Source organism: Halorubrum ejinorense (assembly GCF_055389685.1).
The window spans coordinates 531,201-557,013 of the sequence record NZ_AP043777.1 but is presented as its reverse complement, the minus strand read 5'-3'; the positions used below and the strand labels follow the sequence as shown (position 1 = coordinate 557,013).

The window sequence follows — 25,813 nt, the reverse complement described above, 5'->3', positions numbered from 1 at the left end:
ATCGGGGTGCGATCGGATCGGGGCGGGCCCTCGACCCGGGTGCGACGAGCTTTTTCGCGCCCGCCGACAACTCCGGCCATGAGTCAGCAGGCGCGGGCCGTCGGCGACGGCTCGCTCGCACCCGAGACGGCGGCGAAGGCGGCGGCCGCCCGCGACGCGCTCGGCGAGCGCGACGGCGTCCTCGTCGCGTTCTCCGGCGGGGTCGACTCCGCGGTGGTCGCGGCCCTCGCTCGCGACGCACTGGGCGACGACGCCGTGGCGTGTACCGCCCGCAGCGAGACGCTCCCGGCCGCGGAGCTCGACGACGCGAAGCGCGTCGCCGGGGAGATCGGCGTCCGCCACGAGACGGTGACGTTCTCCGAGCTGGACGACCCGAACTTCGTCGCCAACGACGGCGACCGGTGTTACCACTGCCGGACGATGCGGCTCGGGCGGATGTACGAGACCGCCAAGGACCTCGGCATCGACACCGTCTGCGACGGGACGAACGCCGACGACCCCGGCGAGGGACACCGGCCCGGCCTCCGCGCCGTCGAGGAGCTCGACGTGTTCTCGCCGCTGCTCGACGCCGATATCGGGAAAGACGAGGTCCGCGCTATCGCCGAGGCCTACGACCTCTCGGTGGCCGACAAGCCGTCGATGGCGTGTCTCTCCTCCCGGATTCCGACCGGACTGGAAGTCACCGAGGAGCGGTTGAGCCGCGTCGAGAAGGCCGAGCGCCTGCTCCGCGAGTGGGGGTTCGAAGGGTTCCGCGTCCGCGACCACGACGGGCTCGCGCGCGTCGAGATCGCGCCCGACGAGCTCGAACGCGCGCTTGACTCCGCCTTCGCCGACGCGGTCCACGAACACCTCACCGACCTCGGCTTCGAGTACGTCACCCTCGACATGGCCGGCTACCGGACGGGAAGCGTGAGCCCGGGCGGGGAGGAGGCGGACGGCGAAGGGGCGGACGGCGAAGAGCAGTCGAGAACCGACCGCGTAGACATCGACAGACAGTACCCGCGGTGAGAACGAAAGCGCGCCGAGTTCGCGCCCTGTGACGGCGTTATCACCCGAGAGAACCCGGCGGGAACGCTTATAACCCGTGTTATTGAATCGACACCTATGCGTGACGCGCAGACGCTGGCGGTGATCGCCGGCGGCGTCGGCGGTGCCGTCGGGGCGTTCGTCGGCGTCGCGGTCGGCGGATCCGCGCTCTCGGTGACCCTGACGACGCTCGGCGTCGCGACCGTCGTGGGCGTCGGGGTCATCGCGAGCGCGGTCATCGCCGGCGACGTGGAGTTCCTCGCCGACGCGGACGGCGAGTGACCGGAGTCGGGCCGGAAGCGTTCGCGAACGCCGAAGATGGCCGCAGGAACCGCCGCCGACCGCGCGCTTCAAGGCCCCGCCGCGACGAACGAGAGCCATGAGTCTCATCGCGTTCGACTTCGACGGGACGCTCTCCGACTCGGAGATGACGGTGCTGCTCGCCGAGCGCGCGGGCGTCGCCGACGAGGTCGCCGAGATCACCGAGCGGGCGATGAACGACGAACTCAGCTACGCCGAGAGCCTCTACCGCCGAGCGGCGCTGCTGGAGGGGCTCTCGGCGGCGGACACCGCCGACGCCTTCGACGCGGTCCGGATCCGCCCCGGCGCCGCGCGCCTCACCGAGCGCCTGCGCGAGGAGGGCCACCACGTCGCCGTGCTCACCGGGGGCTTCGAGCGGGGCGTGGAGGCCGCGCTCGCCCGCGAGGGGGTCGAGGTCGACACGATCGTCGCGAACCGGCTGCCGACCGCGGACGGCGCACTCACCGGCGAGGCCGAGGGGCCGCTGATCGAGGGGACGAAAGACGACGCCCTGGCGGAGCTGGCGGCCGAAGTCGGTGTCCCGATGGACGAGACGGTGGCCGTCGGCGACGGCGCGAACGACCTGCCGATGCTGGAGGTCGCGGGGCTCGCGGTCGGGTTCGTGCCGAAAGACGCCGTGCGTCCGGTCTGTGACGCCGTCGTCGCCTCCATGTACCGGCTCGGGAAGGTGTTAGCGGCCCACGGCGTCTTGCCCGACGCGGAGTGACCGGACCGGGGCGTTCTCCCACCGATACCTGACCATGTTTGGCTCAAGGGTTAATCAACGACGACGCCAACGTTGGACCATGAGCGTCCTCGCCGGGGTGATCGGATGCTACCGACGCTGACGTATCTCCAGTTCCACCTCGTCTTCAGCCTCCCCGTGTTAGCGCTGCTCTGGTACCTCGCACCGCGGTACGACGCCGTTCGTCGGCGGCGCGCGGCGGTCGGGATCGCGATCCTCGTCGCCATCGCCTACGTGTACACGACCCCGTGGATCAGCTACATGATCCGGCGGGGCGCGTGGTCGTACGCCGACGGCGCGGTCCTCGTCCGGGCGCTGTCGATCCCCCTCGGCGAGTACCTCTTCTTCACCATTCAGACCGTGGTCACCGCGTTCGCGCTCCACCTGATCGGGTTCGACCCGACGTTCCGCGAGGGCGACTTCGACCGCGGCCCCCGGGTCGCCGGCGTCGTCGCGGGCGCCGCGATGGTCGTCGCGGGGCTCTGGCTCGTCACCCTCGATCCCTCGTACCTCTACCTCGGCGGCCTGATCGCGTGGGTCGGCCCCGTCTTCGCGCTCCAGTGGTCGGTCGGCGGCGGCTACCTCCTCCGCACGCCGCGGATGTGGCTCGCCGCGACGCTGATCCCGGCCGCGTACTTCTGGATCGCCGACCGGATCGCGATCGAGATGGGTACGTGGATGCTCTCGACGGAGTACACGACCGGAATCGCCGTGTTGGGCCTCCCGATAGAGGAGATGCTCTTCTTCGCCTCGGCCGGCGTGATGACCGTCAACGGGCTCGTCCTCTTCGAGTGGGTGCTCGACTGGAACGACCGTCGGCGCGGCGTCGCCGAGCCGGCCTCGTCGGGAGGCGCCGAGCGCGACGTCCCCGGCCCGGAACCGCCCGCGGACCCCGATCCCGACGTCGTCGATGACTGAGGCGACGGCGACGGAGACGGCCGAGTCGCGCTCCGCTGCGTCAGGGCGGGGCGGAACGGCCCCGGAGTCCGCGGCGGCCCGAGTGGATCGCTGGTTCGCGCGGAACCCGGCGCTGGCGCTGGCCGCGCTGTTGCCGGTCGGCGCCGTGACCCCCCTGTTTCCGGTCGAACTCGGCGTGGCGACGTTCGCGCTCGGCACGCTCGTCGTGGGAATGGCACACGGCGCGGTCGACCACCTCGTCCCGCTGCGCGCGGCGCCGAACGTGTCGCTGCGCCGGTCGATCGCGGTCGTCTCGGTCGTCTACGCGGTCCTCGGCGGGGCGGTCGTCGCCGCGTTCTTCGTCTCGCCCGTGGCCGCGTTCGTCGGGTTCATCGCGCTCACGTGGCTCCACTGGGGGCAGGGCGACGTGGCGACGCTCGCGATCGCTGGCGTCGATCACCTGCCCACGTCGGCCGAGCGGTGGCTGGCGCTCGTCGTCCGCGGCGGCCTCCCGATGGGCGTCCCCCTGCTCGCCCACCCCGAGGAGTACCGGCTGGTGGCCGAGTGGATCGTCGGGCTGTTCGTCGTCGACGCGACCGCCGCCGCGGCCGCGGTCGACCCGCTGTTCACGCCCGAGATCCGCGCCGCGGTCGGCGTCGGGATGGCGGCCGCGACGCTGGGGTCGGTCGGGCTCGGCTACCGGCGGGTCCGCGCCGGGGAGGAGAGACGCGGCGGCTGGCGCCGCGACGTGGGCGAACTGGCGGTCCTGTGGGCGTGGTTCCTGCTGGCCGCGCCGGTGTTCGCGATCGGGGTGTACTTCGCGCTGTGGCACGCGCTCCGCCACGTCGGGCGGCTGGTCCTCGTCGACCCGCGGGCCGCGTCCGCGGCGTCGGCCGGCGACGCCGTGGGGGCGCTCGCTCGCTTCGGCCGCGACGCGGCGCCGCTCACGCTCGGCGGGTTCCTCGTGGTCGGCGCGGTCGGCGCGACGGTGCCCGCGGGCGTCGCGGCGCCGGGCGACCTGCTCGCCGTCTCGCTCGTCGCCATCGCCGCGATGACGCTCCCGCACGTCGTCGTCGTCGCGTGGCTCGATCGGCGAGAGGGCGTCTGGCGGCCGGGCGCGACCCGGTAAGCGCCGGCCGGGAGACACTCGCCGAGAACCGACGCCGACACCGCACGGCTCTTCTTTCGACGCGCCCTCGGTCCGGTCGATGGACGAGATCGCGATCCGCGACCCGCGGCCCGACGAGGCCGGGACGCTGGAGGAACTCATCACCTCGCACTTCAGCGAGGGGAGCACCTACAGCGTCGACCTCGGGCTCGACGACCCGACGTATCACGTGCTGGTCGCGGTCGAGAGCGGCGGGGCCGCCGAAACGGGCGAAGGCGACGCGGACGAGGCGATCCTCGGCGTGATGGCGCTCCGCGAGCTCTCGGACGCGGCCGCCGTCGCCGAGGAGATGTACTTCTTCGACGACCCCGACCTGCTGCCGCCCGCCGACCGCTACGGCCACCTCGAAATGGGGTACGTCCGCCCCGAGGCGACCGGGCGGGGTATCGGGAGCCGACTGCTCGCCCGGCTCCACGCGGTCGGCGCGGAGCGCGGCGTCGACCTGTTCGTCGCGGACTCGTGGTTCCACGGCGGCGACGACTCCCCGGAGAAGCTGTTCGACGGGCACGGCTACGAGACGGTCCACCGCGACCCGATCGAACGGTCCGCGGCCGAGTGTCCGAAGTGCGTTGGCGAGTGCGTCTGCGAGGGAGCGCTGGCGGTCCGACGCGTCGGGGGTGACGGGTCGTGACCGACGACCGCGGCGACGGGAGGCGATCGTGAACCACGACCGCGTCCACGCGAGGGAGCCCTCGCATCACGTCGACCGCTGGTCGGTCGGCGTGATCGAGTCGATCGGCGAACGCGACGGCCACTGCGTCGTGACGGTCCGACCGGTCGGGGAGTCGGCTGAAGGGGCTGAGTCGGGAGGCTCCGGGGGCGAGGTCGACGGTGATGAGAGCCCCGTCGAGCTACTGATCACGTTCGCCGTCAGGGACCTGTTCGTGAGTCGGCTCGCGATCGCGGACGACGAGTCGCCGGTCGGCGAGCGCGTCTGGTACCGGAAGCGGGGCGGGTAAGGAAAAACGGAGACGGGCGGGCGACCGGGAGCGAGCCCGCCGTCACTCCAACTGGTGGTAGTCGAGTTCGTGGCCCTCGTCGAGGGCGGCCTGGACCGCCTCGCTCGGCTCGTCGACCGATTCGGTCCAGAGCCGCATGCCGCCCACGTCGGCGGCCTCGAAGTAGACGTTGCGCCGCCAGTCGGCGTCGACGTCGGGGAAGTCGGTGCGGTAGTGGGCGCCGCGGGACTCCTCGCGTTCGAGCGCGCCGCGGAGCACCGCCTCGGCGGCGACGGTCATGAACCCGAGGTCGACCGCGAACTCGAACGACTCGCTCGTGACCGGGCCGACGCGTAAGTCGGCGACGCGGTCGCGCACGTCGGCGAGGCGGTCGAGCCCCTCCCGGAGCGACGCCTCGTCGCGGAGGATGCCGGCGTGGTCCCACATCAGCTCGCGCAGGTCGGCGAGCACCGCGTCCACGTCGTGCTCGCCGTCGCGGTTCGCCATCGCGCGCAGGTCGCGGAGGTGCGGCTCGACGAACGACTCGCGGAGGTCGTCCGGGACCGTTCCGGGGCCGTCCGCGCGGTCGGCGATCCGCTCGCCGGCGACGACGCCGTACGCGACGGTCTCGGCCAGCGAGTTCCCGCCGAGCCGGTTCGCGCCGTGGACGCCCGCCATCGTCTCGCCGATGGCGAAGAGCCCGTCCACGTCGGTCTCGCCGTGGTCGTCGACGGCGACGCCGCCCATCCCGTAGTGGGAGGTCGGCGCCACCTCGACGGCCTCCTCGGCCATGTCGACGCCGAGGTCGTGGAACCGCTCGTACATCCGCGGGAGGCGCTCTTCGATGAACGCCGCGTCTCGGTGTGAGATGTCGAGGTAGACGCCGCCGTTCTCGGTGCCGCGCCCCTCGGCGACCTCTTGCGCGATGGCCCGAGCGACCACGTCGCGGGCGTCCAGTTCCATCTGATCCGGCGAGTAGCGCTCCATGAAGCGCTCGCCGTCAACGTTGAACAGGCGACCGCCCTCTCCGCGGACGGCCTCGGTCACGAGGCGACCGCTCCAAGGGGCCCACTCGGAGTCGCTCTCGTCGACGGCCATCCCGGTGGGGTGGAACTGCATGAACTCCATGTCCATCAGCGACGCCCCGGCGTCGTACGCCAGGGCCGCGCCGTCGCCGTTGTTCTCGTCGTCGCGAGAGGTGTGGCGGTTGTATATCGCCGCGTGGCCGCCGGCGGCGAGGACGACGGTGCCGGCGTTGAACAGGACGAACTCGCCCGCGTCCATGTCGTAGCCGACGGCGCCGTAGACCGCGTCGCCGTCCGAGACGAGCTTCGTGATCATCACGTTCTCGCGGTACGGGACGGACAGTTCCTGTGCCCGGTCGACGAGCGCGTTCAGCATCGACTCGCCGGTGTGGTCGCCGGCGAAGGCCGTCCGCCGGAACGACTGGGCGCCGAAGAAGCGTTGGTCGATTTCGCCCTCGTCCGTGCGCGAGTACTCCATTCCCCACTCGTCGAGCTCGCGGAGGCGCTCGGGCATCTGTTCGGTCACGGTCTCGACCTTCGCCGGGTCGTTGACGAAGTGGCCCTCGTTGAGGGTGTCGGCCGCGTGGATCGCCGGCGAGTCTTCGGGGTCGTGCGTCCCGAGCGCGCCGTTGATCCCGCCGCGGGCCCAGGTCGTGTGCGCGTCGCCGTGGCCGCGCTTCCCGAGCACTAAGACGTCGTCGACGCCCCGTTGGGCGAGCTCGATCGCGGCGCGTGCGCCCGCCGCACCGGCGCCGACGACGAGGACGGAGACGTCCTCGCGGTCGTACTCGACCGGTTCGTCGTCGATCGGTTGCCGTTCACTCATACCGTACGGTAGGGTCCGCACACGGGTAAGTCCCACGCGCGTGTGCGCGCACGCGAGCGGAATCCCGGATCCCTCCGATCCACTGACTGCGCGGCCGCGTCAGTCCCAACCCGGCGTGCCGGGCGCGCCGGCGCCGTCCTCCACGTCGCGGACCAGTTCGGCCAGGGGCTCGGCGGTCGCGTCGACCGGGTCGCCGGAGACGGTCGCGCGCTCGGTCCACTCGCGGATCGCTGCCCCGACCCACGAGTCGGCGGCGCGGGCCCGGGCTCTGGCCTCGGTCATCCGGTCGCGGTCGACCGACAGCGACCCGGGGCGAGAGCCGACGGCGGCGCCGGCGAAGCGGGCGCGGTCGTCGGCGGTCGCCTCGCCGTCGCGGAGCCGGGCGACGACCCCGTCGAGGGCGTCGGGGTCGGGGTAGGCGAACACGGTCGCGCCGAGCGCCTGCGGGCCGAACGCCGGCGCCGGGAGGTCGTCGGGCGGTTCGTCGTCGAGGAGGCGGTCGCCGCCGCCGGCGGCCTCGACGCGCTCGCACTCCGTCTCGGCGCCGAGTTCGAGGTTGTGTCCGGGGTAGCTCGCGCAGGTGTCGGGATATCGGTCCGAGTCGTGTATCCGGCACTGGAGCGTCGTCGGGTCGAGGAAGGCGCACGTGTCGAGCCAGCGCGGGTCGTCCGTCCCGATCGGCGCGACCGGTTTCGGGGGTTTCCGGAGCCCGACGACGAAGACGGGGCGCCCGGTCGCGGCGGCGAGGTCGACGCCGTCGACCCGGACGCTGTCGTCGCGCTCGGACGGTTCGAACAGCCGCGGGACGAGGGCGTCGCCGAGGCCGTCCTCGACGAAGCCGGCCACTTCGTCGCGGGTGAGCGGAACGAGGTCGTAGGCGTCGTCGAGCGGGGGGCGGGGGCCGGTGCGGTCGGAGCCCGCGGCGGCGGGATCGAGCGGGCGCCAGTCGACGCAACAGCCGGCACACCCCTCACAGCGGAGGTCCATGCGACCGTGCGAACGGCTCCCACGGTCATAAGCGATCCGCGGCCGGAGCCTCAGAGTTCGCCCTTCGTGCTGGGCGTGTCGCTGCGGCGCTCGTCGAGGCGGGTGGCGTCGTCGAGCGCGCGCGCCAGCGCCTTGAACAGCGCCTCGACCTCGTGGTGCGCGTTATCGCCGCGTTCGACCGCCGCGTGGAGCGTGAGGCCGGCGTTGTGCGCGAGAGAGAGCGCGAAGTGGTCGGCCATGACGCTCGTGAACTCCCCGACCGACTCCTGTGAGAACTCGCCGGAGAACTCGTAGTAGGGGCGGCCGGCCACGTCGACGACGACGCTCGCGACCGCCTCGTCGAGGGGGACGCGCCGGTCGGCGTACCGCCGGATGCCGCGCTTGTCGCCGAGCGCCTCGTCGAACGCCTCGCCGAGACAGATCGCCACGTCCTCGACCGTGTGGTGGTCGTCGATGTCGAGGTCGCCGTCACAGCGCACGGTCAGGTCGAAGAGGCCGTGCTTCGCGAACGACTCGAGCATGTGGTCGTAGAAGCCGATCCCCGTCGAGACCTCGCCGTCGCCGTCGCCGTCGACCGCGAGAGTGAGTTCGATCGTCGTCTCGCTCGTCTCGCGGGTGACGGCCGCGGTCCGGTCGTGCTCGCTCATACGGTCCGGTCGTCGGGGACTGTTAAGGGAATTGCGGGCGGTGCCTATTTCACCTGCCCGGCGTGACACATTCGCATGGCACCCGACGGCGGACCACCGGGGGACTCCTCGGCGGGAGCGACCGATCCCGCGGTATCGCCTTCCGACGCACCCGACCCGACGGTCGAACACGACACCGACCAAGGCGAAGGGGAGCTCGAACGGACGATCGGACTCGCCGGGGGCCTCGCGATCGGTATCGGGACGATGATCGGCGCAGGGATCTTCGTGTTCCCGGGCCTCGCCGCGGAGAACGCCGGCCCGGCGGCCTCGCTGTCGTTCGCCATCGGCGCGGTGATCGCGCTGTTGGTCGCGCTGCCGACCTCCGAGCTCGCCACCGCGATGCCGCGCAGCGGCGGCGGCTACTTCTTCATCTCGCGCGGGCTCGGCGCCGGTCCCGGAGCGATCGTCGGACTCGGGCTCTGGCTCGGGCTCGTGTTCGCGTCCGCGTTCTACCTCGTCGGACTCGGCAGCTACGCCGGACAGGTGTTCCTCGAGGCCGGGCTCGCTCTCCCGGTCGACCCGGCGGTCCCGCTCGGCGTCGCGTTCGGAATCGGCCTCACCGTGCTCAGCCTCTTCGGGACCGAGAACACGGCGTCGCTTCAGAACGGCATCGTCATGGTGCTCCTCGTCATCCTCACGCTCTTTTTGAGCTACGGGAGCCTCGACGCGCTCGGCGTGTTCGGGGCCGAGAGCGTCCCGGAGCGCTTCTTCCCGCCGGGCGGGGCGCTCCCCGTTCTCCAGACCGCCGCGCTCGTGTTCACCTCGTACCTCGGCTTCGCACAGGTCGCGACGGTCGCGGGCGACATCAAGGAGCCGTCGCGGAACCTCCCGCTGGCGATGGTCGGCTCCGTCCTCCTGGTCGGGGTCTTCTACGTCGTCACCATCTTCGTCGCGACGAGCGCGTTCGGGAGCGCCCGCCTCGGGGAGTTCGGCGAGACGGCGATGGTCGAGGTCGCCCGGGAGTTCATCGGGTTACCCGGCGCGCTCGCCATCGTCATCGCGGGGCTGTTGGCGACCTTCTCCAGCGCGAACGCGTCGATTCTCAGCGCGTCGCGGGCGGTGTACGCGGTGAGTCGCGACGACCTCATCCCCGAGGCGGCGAGCCGGATCAACCTCAAGTACGGCACGCCGCACGTCGCCCTGGGGCTCGCGGGCGGTCCGATCGTCGTCCTCTCCGCGACGGGGCAGGTGGAGCTGCTCGCGGAGGTCGCCTCCTTCCTCCACCTCGTGATGTACGGCCTGATCTGCGTCGCGTTGATCCGGCTCCGCCGCGAGCAGCCCGACTGGTACACCCCGACGTTCCGCTGTCCGGCCGGGTTCGCCGTCGCCGGGGTCGGCGGCCTCGCGAGCTTCGCGCTCATCGCGTTCATGCAGCCGGCATCGATCGCGATCGGAGTCGTGGTGATGATCGTGAGCTACGCGTGGTACCGCTACTACGCGACCGACGTCGCCCTCAAGGGGAAATTCTGAGATGACACCGACACGCACACCGACGACGGACGAACAGCCGACGACTGACGGCGGACGGCCCACGGACGAGGACGGGACCTCGGCGCGGGGCGACTCGGAGCGGTCCCCCGAACGCCCGACGGTCCTCGTTCCGCTGGAAGTGCTGGAGGGCGACTCGCTCCCGGCGGGCGTCCCGGAGCTCCTCGCGAACGCGCACGTCGTGCTGCTCGGCTACCACGTGCTTCCCGATCAGACGGCGACCGAACAGGCCCGCGAGCAGTTCGGCGAGAAGGCGATGTCGAAGATCAGCGGCTTCGCCGAGACGCTCACAGAGGCGGGCGCGACCGTCGAGACGCGGCTCGTCTTCACCCACGACAAACAGACCACGATCGACCGCCTCATCTACGAGTACGACTCGCTCGCGGTGCTGGTGCCGAACAGCGTCGAGAGCCTCGATTCCGTCCTCGTCGCCGTGCGCGGGACCGTCGGCATCGGCCGGAACACGCGGCTCGTCGCCGGGCTGTTCGCCGGCACCGACATCGATGTCACGCTGTACCACATCCTCGGCGAAGACGAGCTCGAGGACGACGCAGAGACGCTGTTGAACGGGGCGCGGAGCGAACTCGTCGAGCGCGGGATGGATCCGGACGCGATCGACGTGCGGGTCGAGACCCCGTCCGAACAGACGGCGATCGACGCGATCGCGGAGCTCGGCGAGACCCACGACGCGGTCGTCATGGGGGAGACGGACCCCTCGGTCACCACGTTCGTCTTCGGAATGCCGTCGGAACAGGTCGCGGAGCGGTTCCTCGGCCCGGTGCTCGTCGTCCAGCGGGAGCGTCCGGACGGCGACGAGGAGTCGGAGGAGTGACCGTCGCGTCGGCTCGCGCGGCGCGGCCGGTCGGGTTCCCGGTGGTCGCGGCTCAGGCCTCGTCGGCCGCGACCTGCGCCTCTCGGAGCGTGAACTCGCCCTCGTAGAGCGCGGTCCCCGCCACGACCGCGGCCGCGCCCGCCTCCTTCAGCGCGACCACGTCGTCGACGGTCGCCACGCCGCCGGAGGCGATCACGGGGACGTCGACCGCGTCGACCACGCTCGCGACCGCCTCGCGGTCGACGCCCGCCAGCTGCCCCTCCACGTCGACGTTCGTGAACAGGATCGCGCCGGCGCCCAGTTCCTCGTAGCGGGCGGCCGCCTCGGCGGGGTCGAGGCCGGTCCCCTCCGTCCAGCCGCTCACGACGACTTCGCCGTCTTTCGCGTCGAGGCTGACGACGACGCTACCGGGGTGCGTCTCGTCGATCTCGGCGACGATCTCCGGCGTCTCGACCGCCGCGGTCCCCAGTATCACGCGGTCGAGGCCCAGATCGAGGAGGTCTCGCGCGCCGTCGGCGGTTCGGATGCCCCCGCCGAGTTGGAGGCCGACCCCGTCCGGGACGCTCCGGACGACCGCCTCGATCGCGTCGGCGTTGACGCGCTCGCCCTCGAAGGCGCCGTCGAGGTCGACGAGGTGGAGCGTCGCGGCGCCGGCCTCGATCCAGCGCTCGGCGGCCGCGACCGGATCGCCGTAGCGTTTGCCCGTGCCGCGCTCGCCGCCGACCAGCTGGACGACCTCGCCGTCCTGGACGTCGACGGCGGGGATCACCTCGAACTCGGGGAAGCCGCTCATACCCGCACACAGTCGCGGCCGCCGATTAAACGGGTCGGTTCGGAGGGGGCGGCCCGACCCGGGCGGCGGACGAGTCCGTTCGCGCTCACGCCACCGAGATGAGCAGCTGCGAGACGTCCTCGTCGAAGGTCGCGGGGTCGGTCGCGAGCGCCGCCGCGGTCTCGCCGTCGGCGAGTTCCGTCACGGCGGTCTCGGCGTCGACCGCGTCGGGCAGCGCTTCGTCGAAGACCTCGATGAGCGGCTCGGTCGGGTACGCGCCGCCCGCGACGAGGGCGTCGGTGCCGTCGTGCCAGACGCCGAGCCGAGCCCCCGTGTCGACGCGCCCGTCCACGTTCGCGGTCGAGCCGTCGGGGAGCGGAACCGCACCGTCGAGCGCGTACTCGCCGGTCAGTCGCCAGACGGTCGCGGTGTTGCCGGACCGGACCGTGGAGATTCCCTCGTCGGCGATCCGGGCGTCCTCGACCCCGCGGTCGCGGAGTTGCGCGCGGAACACCTCGGTCGCCGCCGCCTCCACGCGGTCCATCACTCGGTCCCGACCGACCTCGCCCGGGAGCCGGTCGACCGCGGGCCGGAGGTCGATGCGCGTCGCGGAGAAGGTGACCGGCGACGCCGACGCGCCGACCGTCTCGTCGAGCGCGTCGGCGACGGGCGCGTACTCGTAGGTCCGCGTCCGTTCGAGCGCCCGGGCGCTGACGGGGCCGTACGACTCCTCGAAGGCCGTCCCCTGTGAGTCGTCGGTGAGCCGCCAGTCGTCGATGCGGTCGCTGGTCACCGTAGGCGACGGCACCGGACCGTCGCGACCGCCGAGACAGCCTGCGAGCCCACCGAGAGCGACCGTCGCGCCGCCGGCGAGCAGCCGCCGTCGGGTGGTCCGCGACGCGCCCGACGCGGAGTCGTTTCCCATGCGTGTGGGTGGCGGTCGCGGAGTAAGTGGGTGTCGCCGGGGGCAGCGCTCGGACGCCGGGGGAACGAGGCGGGGCGGTCTGTCGGTGGCGCAGCCGGGCGCGACCCGACCCCAACACTCATTCCGCTACCACGTCTCCACCGCCCGATGGAAGACCCATCTCGGTGTAGTCACACGTTTTCGGTCCCGTCCTACGACTTGCCGGGCGACGACCGGTCAGAAGGGCGGCGCTGGATGCTCACCGAAGACGTTCCCGGCGTGACGGACCGGGTCTGGTCGTGTGCGCACGACGCGCTGCCCGAGAGAGACGTCTGTCCGTTTCACTGCCCGCCCGACGAGCGCCCGCCGGACCTCGATGAGACGGACGCGTTTCGCAGCTGTCTCGCACGGGCGGCGACCGCCGACGACCAGCGCCGAAGCCGGCGACTCTGTCAGTTCATCGACGCGACGTTCGAGGAGCTCGCCTTTCGGGGGACGACCGTCGGCGGCGAGGTGAACCACGCGATCAACCTCGCTCACGCGGAGATCGGCGAGTCCGACTGGACTGACGCGACGTTCCGTCAGCCGATACGGTGTTCGCACGCGACGTTCACCGGACCGCTCACCCTTCGTGACGCGCGCTTCGAGCGGAGTGGAGGGTTCAGAAACGCGACGTTCGAGGGCGACGTACAGCTCCGGGGAGGGGTGTTCGCCGGACCCGCGGTGTTCAAACACGCTGACTTCCGGGGCGACGCCCGCCTCTGGTACACGCAGTTCGAGGCGCACGCGAACTTCCGACGGGCGCGGTTTCGAGACGTAGCGTACTTCGAGGCGGTCGACTTCACCGACTACGCCAGGTTCACCCGTGCGACGTTCGACGGCGAGACCACGTTCAAACTCGCCGAGTTCGACGACGACGCCGACTTCGACGGCGCGCGCTTCCGCGGGGATCACGGGTTCCGGCGAGCGTCGTTCGACCGCATCACGGACTTCTCCGACGCCCTCGTCGAGGGACCGCTCGACCTGTCGACGGCCGAGGTCGCCACGCTGGAGTTGACCCCGTCTGCCGAGGCCGGCGACCGCCGCGAGGACGCGCACACTGACGAAGGCAGCGCGGAGACGCAGTGCGTGAACCTCAGGGAGGCGACCGTCGGTTCCGGGACGCTCGGCCAACCCGCGTCCGGGAGCGTTCTGTACGACTGTACGGACGCCACGCTCGGCGACGTGTCGTTCACTGACCCCGACGGCGGCCCGGTCTGTGACCGGGTTCGGTTCGCGCGCACTCGGTTCGAGGACTTCGTGTTCGAGAACGACGACCTCGATCCGGCCGCGGCCGGCTGGCGACTGTCCGAGGTGGCCGATCCGGGGGCGCTCCCAGAAGCGAGTCGGGGTGCGCCGGACACGGAAACGCTGCGTCAGACCTTCCTGAACGCGAAGAACGGCGCGGACGAGACCGGGAACAACACGGCCGCGAGCGCGTTCTTCTATCGGGAACTGACGTACCGTCGGCGTCGGTACGCCGAGCTCGCTCGGGACGGAACGCGCCGGTGGCGAGACCGAGCGGCCGACGCGACGAAGTGGGGACGAAACCTCGCGCTCATGTTGTCCACCGGCTACGGTGAGCGCCCCGACCGGGTCGTCTACTCGTCGGTGACGATCATCGTCTTCTTTGCGCTGCTGTACGCCCGGTTCCTCTCGGACGTCGAGTACGCCCCCGTGGACTACGTCGTGTTCAGCTTCCAGAGTTTCATCACGTTCATTCTCGGGACGCCGCCGGCCGGCACGGCTCGGTCCGTCGAAGTCCTGAGCGCGGTCGAGGGCTTCGTCGGCGCGTTCTTCATCGCGCTGTTCGTGTTCACGTTCACCCGTCGAATCAACAGGTGAGACGGCGAACGAGTCGGCGTAGACCGTTCCAGCCACACCGCGGCGCGTCGAGGTGCGGAACGAGGACGGATCCCTTATGTAACCACCGAGTACAACAACCGAGTGATGACTACCGACGAGAGCGAGACGCGGCGGCGACGCGCCCGGTCGCACACCCGACGACGCTTCTTGACCGCGACCGGCGCGGCGGGAGCCGTCGCGCTCGCCGGCTGTAGCGCGACGCCGACCGGCGACGGGAGCGGCGACGACGGGGGAGACGGGAGCGGGAACGAGACCGACGGCGACGGCGGCGACGGGACGGGAGACGGCGAGACGCCGACGCTGACGGTGGCGACGTACACCAACTTCATCGACGCGCCCTCGGTGAGCCCGGGCGAGTGGCTCAAAGATGAGTTCGAGAGCCGGTACGACGCCGAGTTGGAGTGGGCGACGCCGGACAACGGCGTGAACTACTACATCGAGCGCGCCGCCTCGGGCGCGGGCGTCGACGCCGACCTCTACGTCGGCCTCACCACCGAGGACCTCGTCCGCGTCGACGGGCAGCTCGACGGCGACCTCTTCGCCGAGCGGGGCGATGTCGACGGCTTCGAGGACGTCCGAGAGGGGCTCTTGTTCGACCCCTTCGACCGAGCGGTCCCGTTCGACACGGGCTACATCAGCCTCGTGTACGACGGGACCGCCACCGAGGCGCCGGCGACGTTCGAGGGACTGCTCGACGACGAGCACGCCGGCGCGCTCATCGCGCAGAACCCCGGCGCCTCCTCCACGGGTCGGGCGTTCCTCCTTCACACGATCAAGCGCTTCGGGGACGGCGGGGTCGCGAGCGACGGCGAGGGGGAGGCGATCGCGGGCGCGGACGGCGACCCCGAGTACGACTACCTCGACTACTGGGCGGACCTCCAGGAGAACGACGTGCGCGTCCTGGGCGACTGGGACGAGGCGTACACCGCCTGGAGCAACGGGGAGGCGCCGATTGTCGTCTCCTACTCGACCGACCAGGTGTTCGCCGACATGGAGGGAGCGGACTTGGAGAAACACCAGATCCGGTTCCTGAACGACCAGGCGTACGCGAACCCGGAGGGGATGGCCGTCTTCGACGACGCGGACGAGCCCGCCCTCGCCCGGCAGTTCATGTCGTTCATGCTGGAGCCCGACGTGCAAGGCGAGATCGCCCAGCGCAACGTCGCGTTCCCGGCCGTCGGGGACGCGGAGCTGCCGAGCGACTACGCCGAGCTGGCACAGGAGCCGGCCGACCCGGTGACGTTCACCTACGACGAGCTCCGCGGCTCGGCCGACGCGTGGGTCGAGGCCTGGGAGCGGCAGTTCGCCGGGAACTAACCGCGTGTGCGACGAGGGGCCGGGCACGTGACTGACGACGGCGGCCGCACGGGAGGCCGAGAGGGGCCGCTCACCCGAGTCCGGGACGCGATCGAGACGCGCTCGCTGACCGCGCTCGCGGTCCTCACCAGCGCCGCGCTCGTCGTCGCCTTCTACTACCCGACCGCGACCGTCCTCGTCGAGGCGGTCGTCGTCGACGGCGCCGTCACCCTCGCCGTCTTCGCCGAGATCCTCACAGACCCGTTCTACTTCGGCGAGCTCGCGCGGCTGCTGTCCGGCGAGTCGCCGGGGGTCGTCGCGCGGGCGCTGCTCTCGCCGGACCGACGGCTGGGGATCGTCGGCTTCACCGCCTATCAGGCGCTCCTCTCGACGGTCGCGAGCGTCGCCTTGGGCCTCCCCGCCGCCTACCTGCTCGCGCGCTTCGAGTTTCCCGGCCGGAAGACGCTGCGCTCGCTGACCATCGTCCCGTTCGTCCTCCCGTCGATCATGGTCGCCGTCGGGTTCGTCGCCACGTTCGGCGAAAACGGTACGCTGAACGCCGTGCTGACGAGTCTCGGGCTCCCGCCGGTGAACCTCCTCTTCACCCTCGAAGCGGTGGTGATCGCCCACGCCTTCTACAACGCGCCGCTCGTCGCGCGCGTGACGACCGCGGCGTGGGAGTCGGTCGACGCGAGCGCGGTCGAGACCGCCCGAAGCCTCGGAGCCGGGCCGGTCCGAGCGTTCTACGACGTGGTCGCGCCGCAGGTGTACCCCGCCGTGCTCACGGGCGCGGCGCTCACGTTCGTGTTCACGTTCGGAACCTTCCCCATCGTCCTCGCGCTCGGCGGGTTCCAGCTGGCGACGGTGGAGGTGTTCGTCTACCGGCTCGTCCGCGATCTGAGCTACGCGGAGGCCGCCGCGTTAGCGATCGTCGAGCTCGTGATCTCGCTCGGGGTCCTGCTGGCGTACCTCCGGTACGAGGCCCGACGCTCGACGACCACGCGCGGGGCTCGCCCCCTGCCGCGGCGTCCGCTCGTCCCGTCGACGCCCACGCTCAGCGAGTTGTTGCCGCGGGTCGGGCTCGGCGTCTATTCGATCTTTGCGGGCGTGATCTTCCTCGCGCCGATAGCCTCGATGGTGCTCGCGTCGGTGACGGGCGGCGACGGCGCGCTCACGCTCGACCACTACCGGTTCCTGATCGAGCGCCAGCAGACGGGGGCGGCGTTTCAGGTGCGGCCGTGGCCCGCGATCCGTAACTCGCTCGCGTTCGCGGCCGCCGCGACCCTGCTCGCGCTCCCGATGGGCGTCGTCGTCGCGGTGTTGACCACGCGGCGGTACCGCGGCCGGACGCTCGTCGACGCGGCCGCGATGGCGCCGCTTGCGGTCTCCGGGATCATCGTGGGACTCGGCCTGTTGCGGGGGCTCGTCTTCGGGGTCGAGATAGCGGGGTGGCGGATCGCCGCGAGCGGGGCCGTCGCCATCGTCGTCGCGCACGCGGTCGCGGGCTACCCGTTCGTCGTCCGGACCGTCTCGCCGGGGCTCTCCGGGTTGGACCGCTCGCTGATCGAGTCGGCGCGGGCGCTCGGCGCCTCGCGGGCGCGGGTGATCCGGGACGTGGAGCTCCCATTGGTTTGGCCCGCGGTCGTCGCGGGCGCCGCGTTCGCGTTCGCGATCTCGGTCGGGGAGTTCACCTCGACCGTCGTGTTGGCGACCGGCGCCGACGCGTACACGATGCCCGTCGCGATCGAACGCTTCATCGGGCGGCGGCTCGGACCCGCGACCGCCATGGGCGTCGTGCTGCTGGTCGTCACCGGCCTCAGCTTCGTCGTCATCGAGCGGCTCGGAGGTGAGACGCGTGGGCTCTGAGCGGGAGGGGGCGGCGGGAGACGACGGCGACCGTGCGCCCGTCGCCGTCGAGCTCGACGGCGTGAGCAAACGCTACGGCGACGCCGACGCCGTCGACGACGTGAGCCTCCGGGTGCGCGAGGGGGAGTTCTTCACGCTCGTCGGCCCCTCCGGGTGCGGGAAGACGACGACGCTCCGCCTGGTCGCCGGGTTCGAGGAGCCGACGAGCGGGACGGTCAGGTTCGGAGGCGAGTCGGTCGCGGGCGTCCCGCCCGAGGACCGCGACGTGGGAGTCGTCTTCCAGAGCTACGCGCTGTTCCCGCACATGACCGTCGGCGAGAACGTCGCCTACGGGCTCAACTTCGCCGAGCCGCCCGAGGGCGTCACGCGCGAGGAGCGCGTCGCGGAGCTGCTCGAACTGGTCGACCTGCCGGACGCGGCCGACCGCGACCCCGAGAGCCTCTCGGGCGGGCAACAGCAGCGGATCGCGATGGCGCGGGCGCTCGCGCCCGGTCCCGACGTCCTCCTCTTAGACGAGCCGATGAGCGCGCTCGACGCGCGGCTCCGCGAGCGGCTCCGCGCGCAGGTGAAAGAGATTCAGTCCGAGCTGGGCATCACCACGATATACGTCACGCACGACCAGGAGGAGGCGCTGGCCGTCTCCGACCGCGTCGCGGTGATGAACGGCGGGACCCCCGAGCAGGTGGCCGTGCCCCGGACCGTCTACCGCGAGCCAGCCACCCGGTTCGTCGCGGAGTTCGTCGGCGACAACAACGTGTTCGCCGGAAAAGTGGTCGACGCGCCCGCCGACGGGGAACTCGCCGTCGACGTCGACGGCGGCGACGAGACGCTCCGGGTCGCGGTCGGGAGCGACGAGGAGGAGCCGACCGCGACGCGACTCCCCGAGGTCGGCGACCGGATCGCCTTCTGCGTCCGCCCGGAGCACCTCCGCGTCGCGAGCGTGGACGAAGCGGCAGACGACGAGCCCGGCGCTCCGACGGGCGAGAACGCCCTTCGAGCGACCGTCGCCAACTCGGAGTTCCTCGGGGAGACGACGCGCGTCACCCTCGACTGGGGCGACCGCGAACTGCTCGTCCGGGCCGTGGACCCCCTCGACGGCGCGGTCACAGTCGGATTCGACCCGGGCGACGCGCACGTGATCGAGGTCGAAACGCGGTGAACGGCAACGACTATTTATAAATGCGTGCGGTGGCGCGTGCCGACGAGCGCCTGATAGGGCGCGAGTCGCACGCGCGAGGGAGTCGGCGGTCCGGAGCGAAGCGAAGGACCGCCGACGAGGCTGGGGAGGTGTGAGGCGCTGTGCGGTCGCGGTCGGGCGGGACTCAAAGGGGCAGCCGCGAGGCCGGCGTATGCGACGCAAGCACTGGAACGAGGGAGCGAACGCAGTGAGCGACCGAGTGAAGCGCGCAGCGAGCGTACGCCGGCCTCGCGGCTGGGGCTTTGGAGGTGTTGTCCGTCTATTTTGTAGCAGCTACTTATAAAGGAGCAGTCGGCGCTTCGGCGTTGTCGTCCGTCGACTCGCTAACGGCAGTCTACCGAACAATCCCGCCGAAACGTCTCGTATCGTAATCGTATCGAGGCGACACGCCTTACCCCGCGGGCCCAGTAAGGCACACATATGGCCTCCGAGGCGTGCGACGTCTGCGAGCGGTCTGTGCGGATCGCCGGCGGTATCGGCGACCTGTGGAACTTCGCGTTCGAGTCGACACAGGGGTTGACCCTCGAACTCACCGACGGCTCGGAGTTCTTCCTCTGTTTCGAGTGTATGGAGCGGCTCCCGGACGACCACGAGCCGACCGCCGAGGACGTCGCCGCCCTCCGCGAGCGCACCGAGCCGATCGAGGAGGACGGCAACAGCTTCTGGCACTGGGGGTAGGAGACGCCGACGGCTCGGCCCCGCGCGGTCACTCCGCCGGCGTGCCGAACGCCTCCAGCGAGTCCTTCTCGAACGGGGCCGTCGAGAGCAGCGAGACGACGTCGCCGGCCTGGAACGTCGTTTCGCCCTTCGGGGTGAGCACGTCGCCGTCCCGCTCGACGCCGACGACGTGGGCCTCCCGCGAGATCTGTCCGTCGGCGACCGCTCGCTCGATGGTCTTGCCGGCGATCTCGGCGCCCTCCGAGACGGTGAACTCGGCGACCTCGGCGTCGCCCGTGAGGCTCATGAAGTCGGTGAGCGACGGGCCCTTCGGGACGGTCTCGGGGCCGAACGGGTCGTAGGGGCGGTAGTACTCGCCCTGGACCACGCTCTCGTCTTCGATCGTCAGGCCGAGGTCGGCGATCGTCTCGGCGATGTGGTTGATGTCGTCGGTGTCCGCGCCGACCACGGTCACGAGGAGGTTCGCCGAGCCGGACATCAGCTCCTGGACGCCGACGACCCCGGAGACATCCAGCGCCGACTGCGCGAGCCGCGTCCGCTTCGGGATCGGCGCCGTACACCTGAACAGGTAGGTGATGTAACCGCCGATCGACTTGTAGTCGATGTCGGCGAGGTACCCCCGGAGGATCCCCCGCTCTTCGAGCTGGTCGATCCGGTTTCGGATCGTCGCCGGCGTCACCCCCATCTCCTCGGCGATGTCCGACGTCGCCGTGTTCCGCGCGTCCACCGCGAAGTAGTAGAGGATGCGCTTGTCTATCTCGTCGATGCGGTGTCCCATACCCGAACTACGATCAGGCGGCACATAGATTTTCTCATGCCCCGTTTTACATCGCGCTGTCTTTTGTCTACCAAAATATAATGGCCTAATATTTTTCTAGCGAAATAGAGAACCCAACAGTTATAACTAAGAAAAAATACAGCCTGTGATAGGTTCCGAAACAAAAACGCAGTCCGCGGTCGGATCCGAACTGGCCTCGGCCGGAGCCGAACCAGCCGGAACCTACACAATATCCATGACTTCACCCGAAATCGACCCCCCGGACGGCGTCTCGGACGACGTGATCACTGCGCTCGACGAGGCCGGCGACGCGCAGCTGAAGGAGACGATCCACTACGCGCAGCGGCTCCTTCGTGAGAAGCCGACGCTGACGGACGCGATCGAGTCGCGGGAGGGAGAAGAGCTCGTGCGCGCCGAAGACCACGGCGCGTACACCGTCGCCGTCGTGGAGCGGCCGGACGAGACGGGCGTCGCCCGCGGACCCTTCGCGTACAGGGTCGAATGGGAGCCCGCGACGGACGGCGGAGACGGTCACTACCGGTGGCACTACCTCGGGAGAGCGAGCGGTGGCCCCGGAGGGGACGGCGGTGCGTGACCCGTTCCGTCAGTGCGACGGCTCGGAGACGGGCCGCGGGCGCGGGACGACACCGGCGGCCGCGCGGCCGAACCGCGGACGCGCGACTCGGATCGAGAATCGGCTGACGAACTGATCGGCTACACCTACCAACTCATGTACGTCATCATCGTCGGAGCCGGCGACATCGGAACGCCGCTCATCGAAATCGCAACGGGCGCCGGATACGAGGTCGTCGTCATCGAGACGGACCCCGAGAAGGCGGACGAGGTCGCGAGCGACTACGACTGTATGGTCCTCAACGCCGACGCGACCGTCAAGGAGACCCTCGTCGACGCCGGAAGCGACCGCGCGGACGCGATCATCACGACGACCGACCAGGACGCGACCAACGTGATGGTCTCGCTGCTCGCACAGGAACTCGACGTTCCCAACGTCGTCTCGGTCGTCCACAACCCCGAACACATGAACCTCTTCCGCCAGATCGGGGTGAACACCATGCAGAACCCGCAGCGGCTCATCGCCGAGTCGCTGTTCCGCTCGGTCGACCGGCCGTCGATCGTCGACTACATGCGGGTCGGCGACGTCGCCGAGGTGTTCGAGATCACGGTCGCAGAGGAGGCGCCGATCGCAGAAAAGACCCTCATCGAGGCCGACGAGGACGGGCTCCTCGGCGACGAGACGCTCATCGTGGCGATCGAGCGGGAGGACACGGACTCCCCGGTCACGCCCCGCGGACAGACCCGCATCGAGACGGGCGACCTGTTGACCGTCTACTCCGGAACCGGCGCGACGCCGGACGTGACGGACATCTTCGGCCACTACGAGGATCAGGAGAACGGCTCGAACGGGGTGCGACTGTGACCGTCCGCCCGGTATCGCGGGGCGACCGCTCCGACGACGGCGACTCATGAGAGTCAAGACCGACACCGTCGGCCGCGACGTCGGCCGCATCGTCCAGGCCGTCTCGCTCATGATGCTGATCTCGCTCGTCGTGGCGGCGGTCAACGGCGAGTTCTACACCGTCCCGGCGTTCGTGGTCTCCGCGGTCGTCATGGCGGGGATCGGAACCGGGCTGGTCCGGCGGTACCGCGGCGCCGACCCGCCGGAGAAGCGCGAGGCGATGGTCACCGCGGCCACGGCGTGGGCGCTCGTGGGGATCCTCGGCGGACTCCCCTTCGTCCTGATCGCGTGGACGATCCAGCTGAACCCGTTCCCCGTCTGGATGAACACGCCGCCGATGGACTCGACGACCGCGGTGTTCCTCGACCCGCTCGACGCGGTGTTCGAGAGCATGAGCGGCTTCACCGGGACCGGGCTCACGATGGCGGCCGTCGAGGAGGAGCTCCCCCGGGCGATCCACTGGTGGCGGTCGTTCATCGAGTGGGTCGGCGGCGTCGGCGTGATCGTCTTGACGGTCGCGATCCTGCGCCGCTCCGGCGGGAGCAGCGGCTCGTACACGCTGTACGAGAGCGAGGCGCGCTCCGAGAAGATCCACCCCAGCATCGTGACGACCGTCCGCGAGATCTGGAAGATCTTCGTCGGCCTCACGCTCGGTTCGATCGCCCTGTTCCTCCTCGCCGGGATGCCCCTGTGGGACGCGATCAACCACGGGATGACCGGCATCTCGACCGGCGGGTTCTCCGTCCACGCGGACTCGATCGGCCACTACGGCAGCCCGCTGATCGAGTACGCCACGGTCCCGGTCATGGTCGCGGGGAGCATCGCGTTCCCCGTCCACTACCTGATCTTCAAAGGGGAGATCCGGAACTTCTACACCGACCTCCAGACGCGGTGGGTGTTCATCTGGTTCACCGTGGGGTCGCTCGTGTTGACCGCGATCCTCTACGCGAACGGCCAGTACGCCACGCTGGAGGAGACGTTCCGGGTGAGCCTGTTCCAGTTCGTCTCCGCGACGTCGAACACCGGCTTCGGGAGCGCGTCGATCGGCGGCGGCACCGAACGCGTCTGGACCGCGGGCCCGACACTGTTCGCGTGCCTCGGGATGTTAACCGGCGCGGCGGCCGGCTCGACGGTGAGCGGGATCAAGCTCATTCGCGTCGTGACGCTGGTCAAGGGGACGATCTGGCAGATTCAGGACGTGTTCCGGCCGCAGGCCGCGATCCGCTACCTCCAGATCGGCGACCGGCGCCTCAGCGAGGCGCAGGCGCAACGGGAGTACACCGAGGCGACGGTCGTGTTCCTGCTGTGGATCGCGTTCCTCGTGATCGGCGTCGCCGTCCTGCTTCGGGTCCTTCCCCCGACGTACCCGCTGGAGTACGTGATCTTCGACGTGATGAGCGCCCAGAGCAACGTCGGCCTCGACTCGGGGGTCACCGGGGCGACCATGCCCGAGACGGCGAAGGCGATGCTGATCGTCAACATGTGGGTCGGTCGACTCGAAATAATCCCGGTGGCGGTGTTGCTCGGAACGATCGTCCGCCGGCTCGACCGCTCCGCCTGACGGAGGCGTCAGTCGCCCGGCGGATTCGGACCCCGGCCTCGTCGGTCAGTCGTCGTCCTTCGGATCGACCGTCGGGTCGTTCTCCGAGCCGTCGATCTCGGGCGTCGACGGCTCCGGCTCGACGCCCGTCTCGGCGGGCGTCGGGGTCGCGTCGGTCACGTCTTTCGACCGCGCACCGCCGCCGAAGAGCCGGGCGAGGATGCCGCGGTCGCTCCGGCGCTCGGCGAGCAGCACGGAGCACTCGACGTCTTCGAGCACGCTCAACACGAGCGAGCCGCTGACCAGCCGCGAGAGCAGCCCCTTCTCCGTCGCGCCGACGATGAGCATCGTCGCATCGCGGGCGGCGCGCTCGATGCTGGCCTCGACGTCGCCGGTCTCGATCCGCAGCGTCGCGTCCGCGAGGTCGTGCGCGTCGGCCCACTCGGAGAGGAAGGCGCGCCCCGCCTCCTCCTCGCCGTCCTCGGAGACGTGGAGCAGGGTCACCTCGCCGCCGAACTCGGACTGGAGCATCTTCGCGACGGCGCCGGAGAGGTCCGAGGCCGGACCGCCCGCGGTCGGCACGAGGATGCGCGAGGCGTCGAACCCGCGGTCGCGGAACACGAGGAAGTCCGAGGGCAGCGAGTACGCCAGCTCGTCGACGGCGGACTCGGCGCGCCCCGGCGCCCCGTGGGAGTCCTCGCCCCAGCCCATCACGGTCATGTCGGCGCCGTAGGTGCGCGCGGCGTCGAACACCTCCTCGAACACGCGGTGCGATAAGACGACGTGCGTCTCCACGTCGACGCCGAACGTCTCCGCGTCCGCGCGGGCCTGATCGAGGAGGCCGTGGGCCGCCTCGTGGGCGCCGCGGTCGCGGGCCGCCTCCAGAGAGGTCTGGTCGGGCACGTTCGCGATGTTGACCGCGACGACCGTCCCGTTCCGCTGCTTCGCGATGGCCGACGCGAGCGTGATCAGGTGCTCTTCGGTCTTGGGGTTCGCGAGCGGCACCATCACCCGGTAGTCGTCGCCGCTCGGTTGGACCGACGTCGCGGCCGAGACGGCCTGCTCGGGCAGGTCCTCGGAGCGGTCGAGGATCCACCGGCCGAGGAGGCCGGTGCGCTCGACCTTCCGGCGGGCGTACAGGAAGTACCACAGCACCGCGGCGACGATGAACGCCCCGGCGAGGGCGACCTCGACGGCGCCGACGAACGGGAGGAGCCCGAGCGAGAAGACGATCCCCGCGATGGGGGTCAGCGGGTAGAACGGGACGGTGAAGTCGGGGTCGTACTCGGCGATGTCCGCCTCGCGGAAGACGATGAGCGCGGCGTTCATCAGCGCGTACACGACGAGGTGGAGCACGCTCGCCGCCTTGGAGAGGATCTCGACGTCCTGGCCGAGCGCCGCGATGAAGACGATGATCATGATCCCCGTCACGACGATCGAGCGGTACGGCGTCGCGAACTGCGGGTGGATCTGGTTGAGCCAGTTCGTGACGATCTTGTCGCGGCCCATCGCGAAGTTGATCCGCGCGGAGGCGAGGATCGATGCGTTCGCGCTGGAGGCGGTCGCGAGCAGCGCCCCGCCGGTCACGATCGTCACCGCGGCCGCGGTGATCGCGGGGGAGTAGGCACCCGAGAAGGCGACGTCCGTCGCCTGCGTCAGCGGCGCGTCCGTACTCAGCTCCGGCCACGGAACGACGCCGAGCATGATCGACACGAGGATCGCGTAGATCACCGTGACGATCGCGACGCTCCCGATGACCGCCCGCGGGAGGTTCTTGCCGGGGTTCTTCAGCTCCTCGGCGACGGTCGCGATCTTCGCGTACCCGAGGAAAGAGACGAACACCAGCGCCGTGCCGGGGAGGATCGCGCCGTATCCCTTCGGCGCGAGCCCGTCGGTCCCGGCGAGCGTCGCGTAGTCGAACGAGAGCCAGCCCTGTATCGCGAACAGCCCGAGGATCACCAACAGCCCCGTGACGATGACCGTCTGGACGCCGCCCGTCTCCTTCGCCCCGACGTAATTAACGAGGACGAAGAGGCTGCCCGCGATCAGCGCACCGATCTGGATGTCCGTGAGGAACAAGAACCCCGGTATCGGCGCGAGCGTCGCCAGGTACTGGCCGAACCCGATGGAGTAGAACGCCGAGGCGAACGCGAGCCCCATCCAGTCGCCCATCCCGGCGATCGACCCGAAAAGCGGACCGAGCGCGCGGTTAACGTAGTAGTACCCGCCGCCGGCCCGCGGCATGGCGGTGCCCAGCTCCGAGACGGAGAAGGCGTTCACCATCGCGATGATCCCGCCGACGACGAACGAGACGACGACGATGGGGCCGGCCTCCCGGGCCGCGAGGCCGGGCAGCACGAAAATCCCGGCGCCGATCATCGTCCCGATGCCGATCGTCATCGCCGAGACGAGTCCGAGGTCCTTCGCGAGCTCCTCGTCGCCGCTCACGGCGGGCCACCTCGGACGGTTGTAACTCTT

The 25,813-nt window shown here is 70.6% G+C and carries 24 protein-coding genes; 17 read left to right on the top strand and 7 right to left on the bottom strand.

Annotation, left to right across the window (positions count from 1 at the left end; translation table 11 throughout):
* Positions 1 to 78: 78 nt before the first annotated feature.
* The 7 genes from larE (at position 79) to ACZ5KW_RS03805 (ending at position 5,095) form a co-directional block, all read left to right on the top strand.
* Positions 79 to 1,008 carry an ATP-dependent sacrificial sulfur transferase LarE gene (gene larE, locus ACZ5KW_RS03835; RefSeq protein ID WP_343778433.1) on the top strand — a complete coding sequence of 310 codons (930 nt, stop codon included), beginning with the start codon at positions 79 to 81 and terminating at the stop codon, positions 1,006 to 1,008.
* Between the two features lie 96 nt (positions 1,009 to 1,104).
* Positions 1,105 to 1,308 carry a hypothetical protein gene (locus ACZ5KW_RS03830; RefSeq protein WP_149799034.1) on the top strand — a complete coding sequence of 68 codons (204 nt, stop codon included), beginning with the start codon at positions 1,105 to 1,107 and terminating at the stop codon, positions 1,306 to 1,308.
* 97 nt (positions 1,309 to 1,405) lie between these two features.
* Positions 1,406 to 2,053 (top strand): phosphoserine phosphatase SerB, encoded by a 648-nt coding sequence (gene serB, locus ACZ5KW_RS03825; protein WP_343778435.1) that lies wholly within the window; start codon positions 1,406 to 1,408, stop codon positions 2,051 to 2,053.
* Positions 2,054 to 2,158: 105 nt separating this feature from the next.
* Positions 2,159 to 2,989, top strand: coding sequence for a lycopene cyclase domain-containing protein (locus tag ACZ5KW_RS03820; RefSeq protein WP_343778437.1), 831 nt, complete (start codon positions 2,159 to 2,161; stop codon positions 2,987 to 2,989).
* Positions 2,982 to 4,097, top strand: coding sequence for a Brp/Blh family beta-carotene 15,15'-dioxygenase (locus ACZ5KW_RS03815; RefSeq protein ID WP_343778439.1), 1,116 nt, complete (start codon positions 2,982 to 2,984; stop codon positions 4,095 to 4,097). The genes ACZ5KW_RS03820 and ACZ5KW_RS03815 overlap by 8 nt, the downstream gene beginning before the upstream one ends.
* Before the next feature lie 79 nt (positions 4,098 to 4,176).
* On the top strand, positions 4,177 to 4,767 hold the full coding sequence (locus ACZ5KW_RS03810; RefSeq protein ID WP_343778440.1) for a GNAT family N-acetyltransferase: 591 nt from the start codon (positions 4,177 to 4,179) through the stop codon (positions 4,765 to 4,767).
* A gap of 28 nt (positions 4,768 to 4,795) precedes the next feature.
* Positions 4,796 to 5,095 carry a DUF7861 family protein gene (locus ACZ5KW_RS03805; protein WP_343778441.1) on the top strand — a complete coding sequence of 100 codons (300 nt, stop codon included), beginning with the start codon at positions 4,796 to 4,798 and terminating at the stop codon, positions 5,093 to 5,095.
* 42 nt (positions 5,096 to 5,137) lie between these two features.
* On the opposite strand, the gene ACZ5KW_RS03800 is transcribed toward ACZ5KW_RS03805, so the two are convergent.
* From ACZ5KW_RS03800 to hisB, 3 genes are all read right to left on the bottom strand, one after another.
* Entirely contained in the window at positions 5,138 to 6,925 is a 1,788-nt protein-coding gene (locus ACZ5KW_RS03800) for an L-aspartate oxidase (RefSeq protein ID WP_343778443.1), read from the bottom strand.
* Positions 6,926 to 7,024: 99 nt separating this feature from the next.
* Positions 7,025 to 7,912, bottom strand: a complete 888-nt coding sequence (locus tag ACZ5KW_RS03795; RefSeq protein WP_343778444.1) for a YkgJ family cysteine cluster protein — start codon at positions 7,910 to 7,912, stop codon at positions 7,025 to 7,027.
* 50 nt (positions 7,913 to 7,962) lie between these two features.
* Positions 7,963 to 8,559 carry an imidazoleglycerol-phosphate dehydratase HisB gene (gene hisB, locus ACZ5KW_RS03790; RefSeq protein ID WP_343778446.1) on the bottom strand — a complete coding sequence of 199 codons (597 nt, stop codon included), beginning with the start codon at positions 8,557 to 8,559 and terminating at the stop codon, positions 7,963 to 7,965.
* Positions 8,560 to 8,634: 75 nt separating this feature from the next.
* On the opposite strand from hisB, the gene ACZ5KW_RS03785 reads away from it, so the two are divergent.
* Both ACZ5KW_RS03785 and ACZ5KW_RS03780 read left to right on the top strand, forming a co-directional pair.
* Positions 8,635 to 10,071, top strand: coding sequence for an APC family permease (locus tag ACZ5KW_RS03785; protein ID WP_343778447.1), 1,437 nt, complete (start codon positions 8,635 to 8,637; stop codon positions 10,069 to 10,071).
* Position 10,072: 1 nt separating this feature from the next.
* Positions 10,073 to 10,921: a universal stress protein gene (locus tag ACZ5KW_RS03780; protein WP_343778449.1), complete on the top strand. Its 849-nt coding sequence runs from the start codon at positions 10,073 to 10,075 to the stop codon at positions 10,919 to 10,921.
* A gap of 52 nt (positions 10,922 to 10,973) precedes the next feature.
* Here ACZ5KW_RS03780 and hisA read toward each other — a convergent pair whose 3' ends face one another.
* Both hisA and ACZ5KW_RS03770 read right to left on the bottom strand, forming a co-directional pair.
* Positions 10,974 to 11,714 (bottom strand): 1-(5-phosphoribosyl)-5-[(5-phosphoribosylamino)methylideneamino]imidazole-4-carboxamide isomerase, encoded by a 741-nt coding sequence (gene hisA / locus ACZ5KW_RS03775; protein WP_343778452.1) that lies wholly within the window; start codon positions 11,712 to 11,714, stop codon positions 10,974 to 10,976.
* A gap of 85 nt (positions 11,715 to 11,799) precedes the next feature.
* A complete protein-coding gene (locus tag ACZ5KW_RS03770; RefSeq protein WP_343778455.1) occupies positions 11,800 to 12,618 on the bottom strand; it encodes a DUF6517 family protein in 819 nt (272 codons plus the stop codon).
* A 147-nt stretch (positions 12,619 to 12,765) separates the two neighbouring features.
* Between ACZ5KW_RS03770 and ACZ5KW_RS03765 the strand changes: the two genes are divergently transcribed.
* From ACZ5KW_RS03765 to ACZ5KW_RS03745, 5 genes are all read left to right on the top strand, one after another.
* Positions 12,766 to 14,481, top strand: a complete 1,716-nt coding sequence (locus tag ACZ5KW_RS03765) for a pentapeptide repeat-containing protein (protein WP_343778456.1) — start codon at positions 12,766 to 12,768, stop codon at positions 14,479 to 14,481.
* Positions 14,482 to 14,586: 105 nt separating this feature from the next.
* Positions 14,587 to 15,819 carry a thiamine ABC transporter substrate-binding protein gene (locus ACZ5KW_RS03760; protein ID WP_343778457.1) on the top strand — a complete coding sequence of 411 codons (1,233 nt, stop codon included), beginning with the start codon at positions 14,587 to 14,589 and terminating at the stop codon, positions 15,817 to 15,819.
* A 27-nt stretch (positions 15,820 to 15,846) separates the two neighbouring features.
* Positions 15,847 to 17,664 (top strand): ABC transporter permease, encoded by a 1,818-nt coding sequence (locus ACZ5KW_RS03755; RefSeq protein WP_343778459.1) that lies wholly within the window; start codon positions 15,847 to 15,849, stop codon positions 17,662 to 17,664.
* Entirely contained in the window at positions 17,654 to 18,823 is a 1,170-nt protein-coding gene (locus tag ACZ5KW_RS03750) for an ABC transporter ATP-binding protein (RefSeq protein WP_343778461.1), read from the top strand. Before ACZ5KW_RS03755 ends, ACZ5KW_RS03750 begins: the two co-directional genes overlap by 11 nt.
* A 459-nt stretch (positions 18,824 to 19,282) precedes the next feature.
* On the top strand, positions 19,283 to 19,540 hold the full coding sequence (locus ACZ5KW_RS03745; RefSeq protein WP_343778462.1) for a DUF7561 family protein: 258 nt from the start codon (positions 19,283 to 19,285) through the stop codon (positions 19,538 to 19,540).
* 28 nt (positions 19,541 to 19,568) lie between these two features.
* Here ACZ5KW_RS03745 and ACZ5KW_RS03740 read toward each other — a convergent pair whose 3' ends face one another.
* Positions 19,569 to 20,318: an Lrp/AsnC family transcriptional regulator gene (locus tag ACZ5KW_RS03740; RefSeq protein ID WP_343778464.1), complete on the bottom strand. Its 750-nt coding sequence runs from the start codon at positions 20,316 to 20,318 to the stop codon at positions 19,569 to 19,571.
* A 235-nt stretch (positions 20,319 to 20,553) separates the two neighbouring features.
* Here ACZ5KW_RS03740 and ACZ5KW_RS03735 point away from each other — a divergent pair, with 235 nt between their 5' ends.
* From ACZ5KW_RS03735 to ACZ5KW_RS03725, 3 genes are all read left to right on the top strand, one after another.
* Complete coding sequence (locus tag ACZ5KW_RS03735) at positions 20,554 to 20,913, top strand: hypothetical protein (RefSeq protein WP_343778466.1); 360 nt, start codon at positions 20,554 to 20,556, stop codon at positions 20,911 to 20,913.
* A gap of 135 nt (positions 20,914 to 21,048) precedes the next feature.
* Positions 21,049 to 21,756 (top strand): potassium channel family protein, encoded by a 708-nt coding sequence (locus ACZ5KW_RS03730; protein WP_343778624.1) that lies wholly within the window; start codon positions 21,049 to 21,051, stop codon positions 21,754 to 21,756.
* Between the two features lie 46 nt (positions 21,757 to 21,802).
* Positions 21,803 to 23,356: a TrkH family potassium uptake protein gene (locus tag ACZ5KW_RS03725; protein ID WP_343778467.1), complete on the top strand. Its 1,554-nt coding sequence runs from the start codon at positions 21,803 to 21,805 to the stop codon at positions 23,354 to 23,356.
* Positions 23,357 to 23,401: 45 nt separating this feature from the next.
* Here ACZ5KW_RS03725 and ACZ5KW_RS03720 read toward each other — a convergent pair whose 3' ends face one another.
* On the bottom strand, positions 23,402 to 25,783 hold the full coding sequence (locus tag ACZ5KW_RS03720; RefSeq protein ID WP_343778469.1) for an amino acid permease: 2,382 nt from the start codon (positions 25,781 to 25,783) through the stop codon (positions 23,402 to 23,404).
* Positions 25,784 to 25,813: the final 30 nt, after the last annotated feature.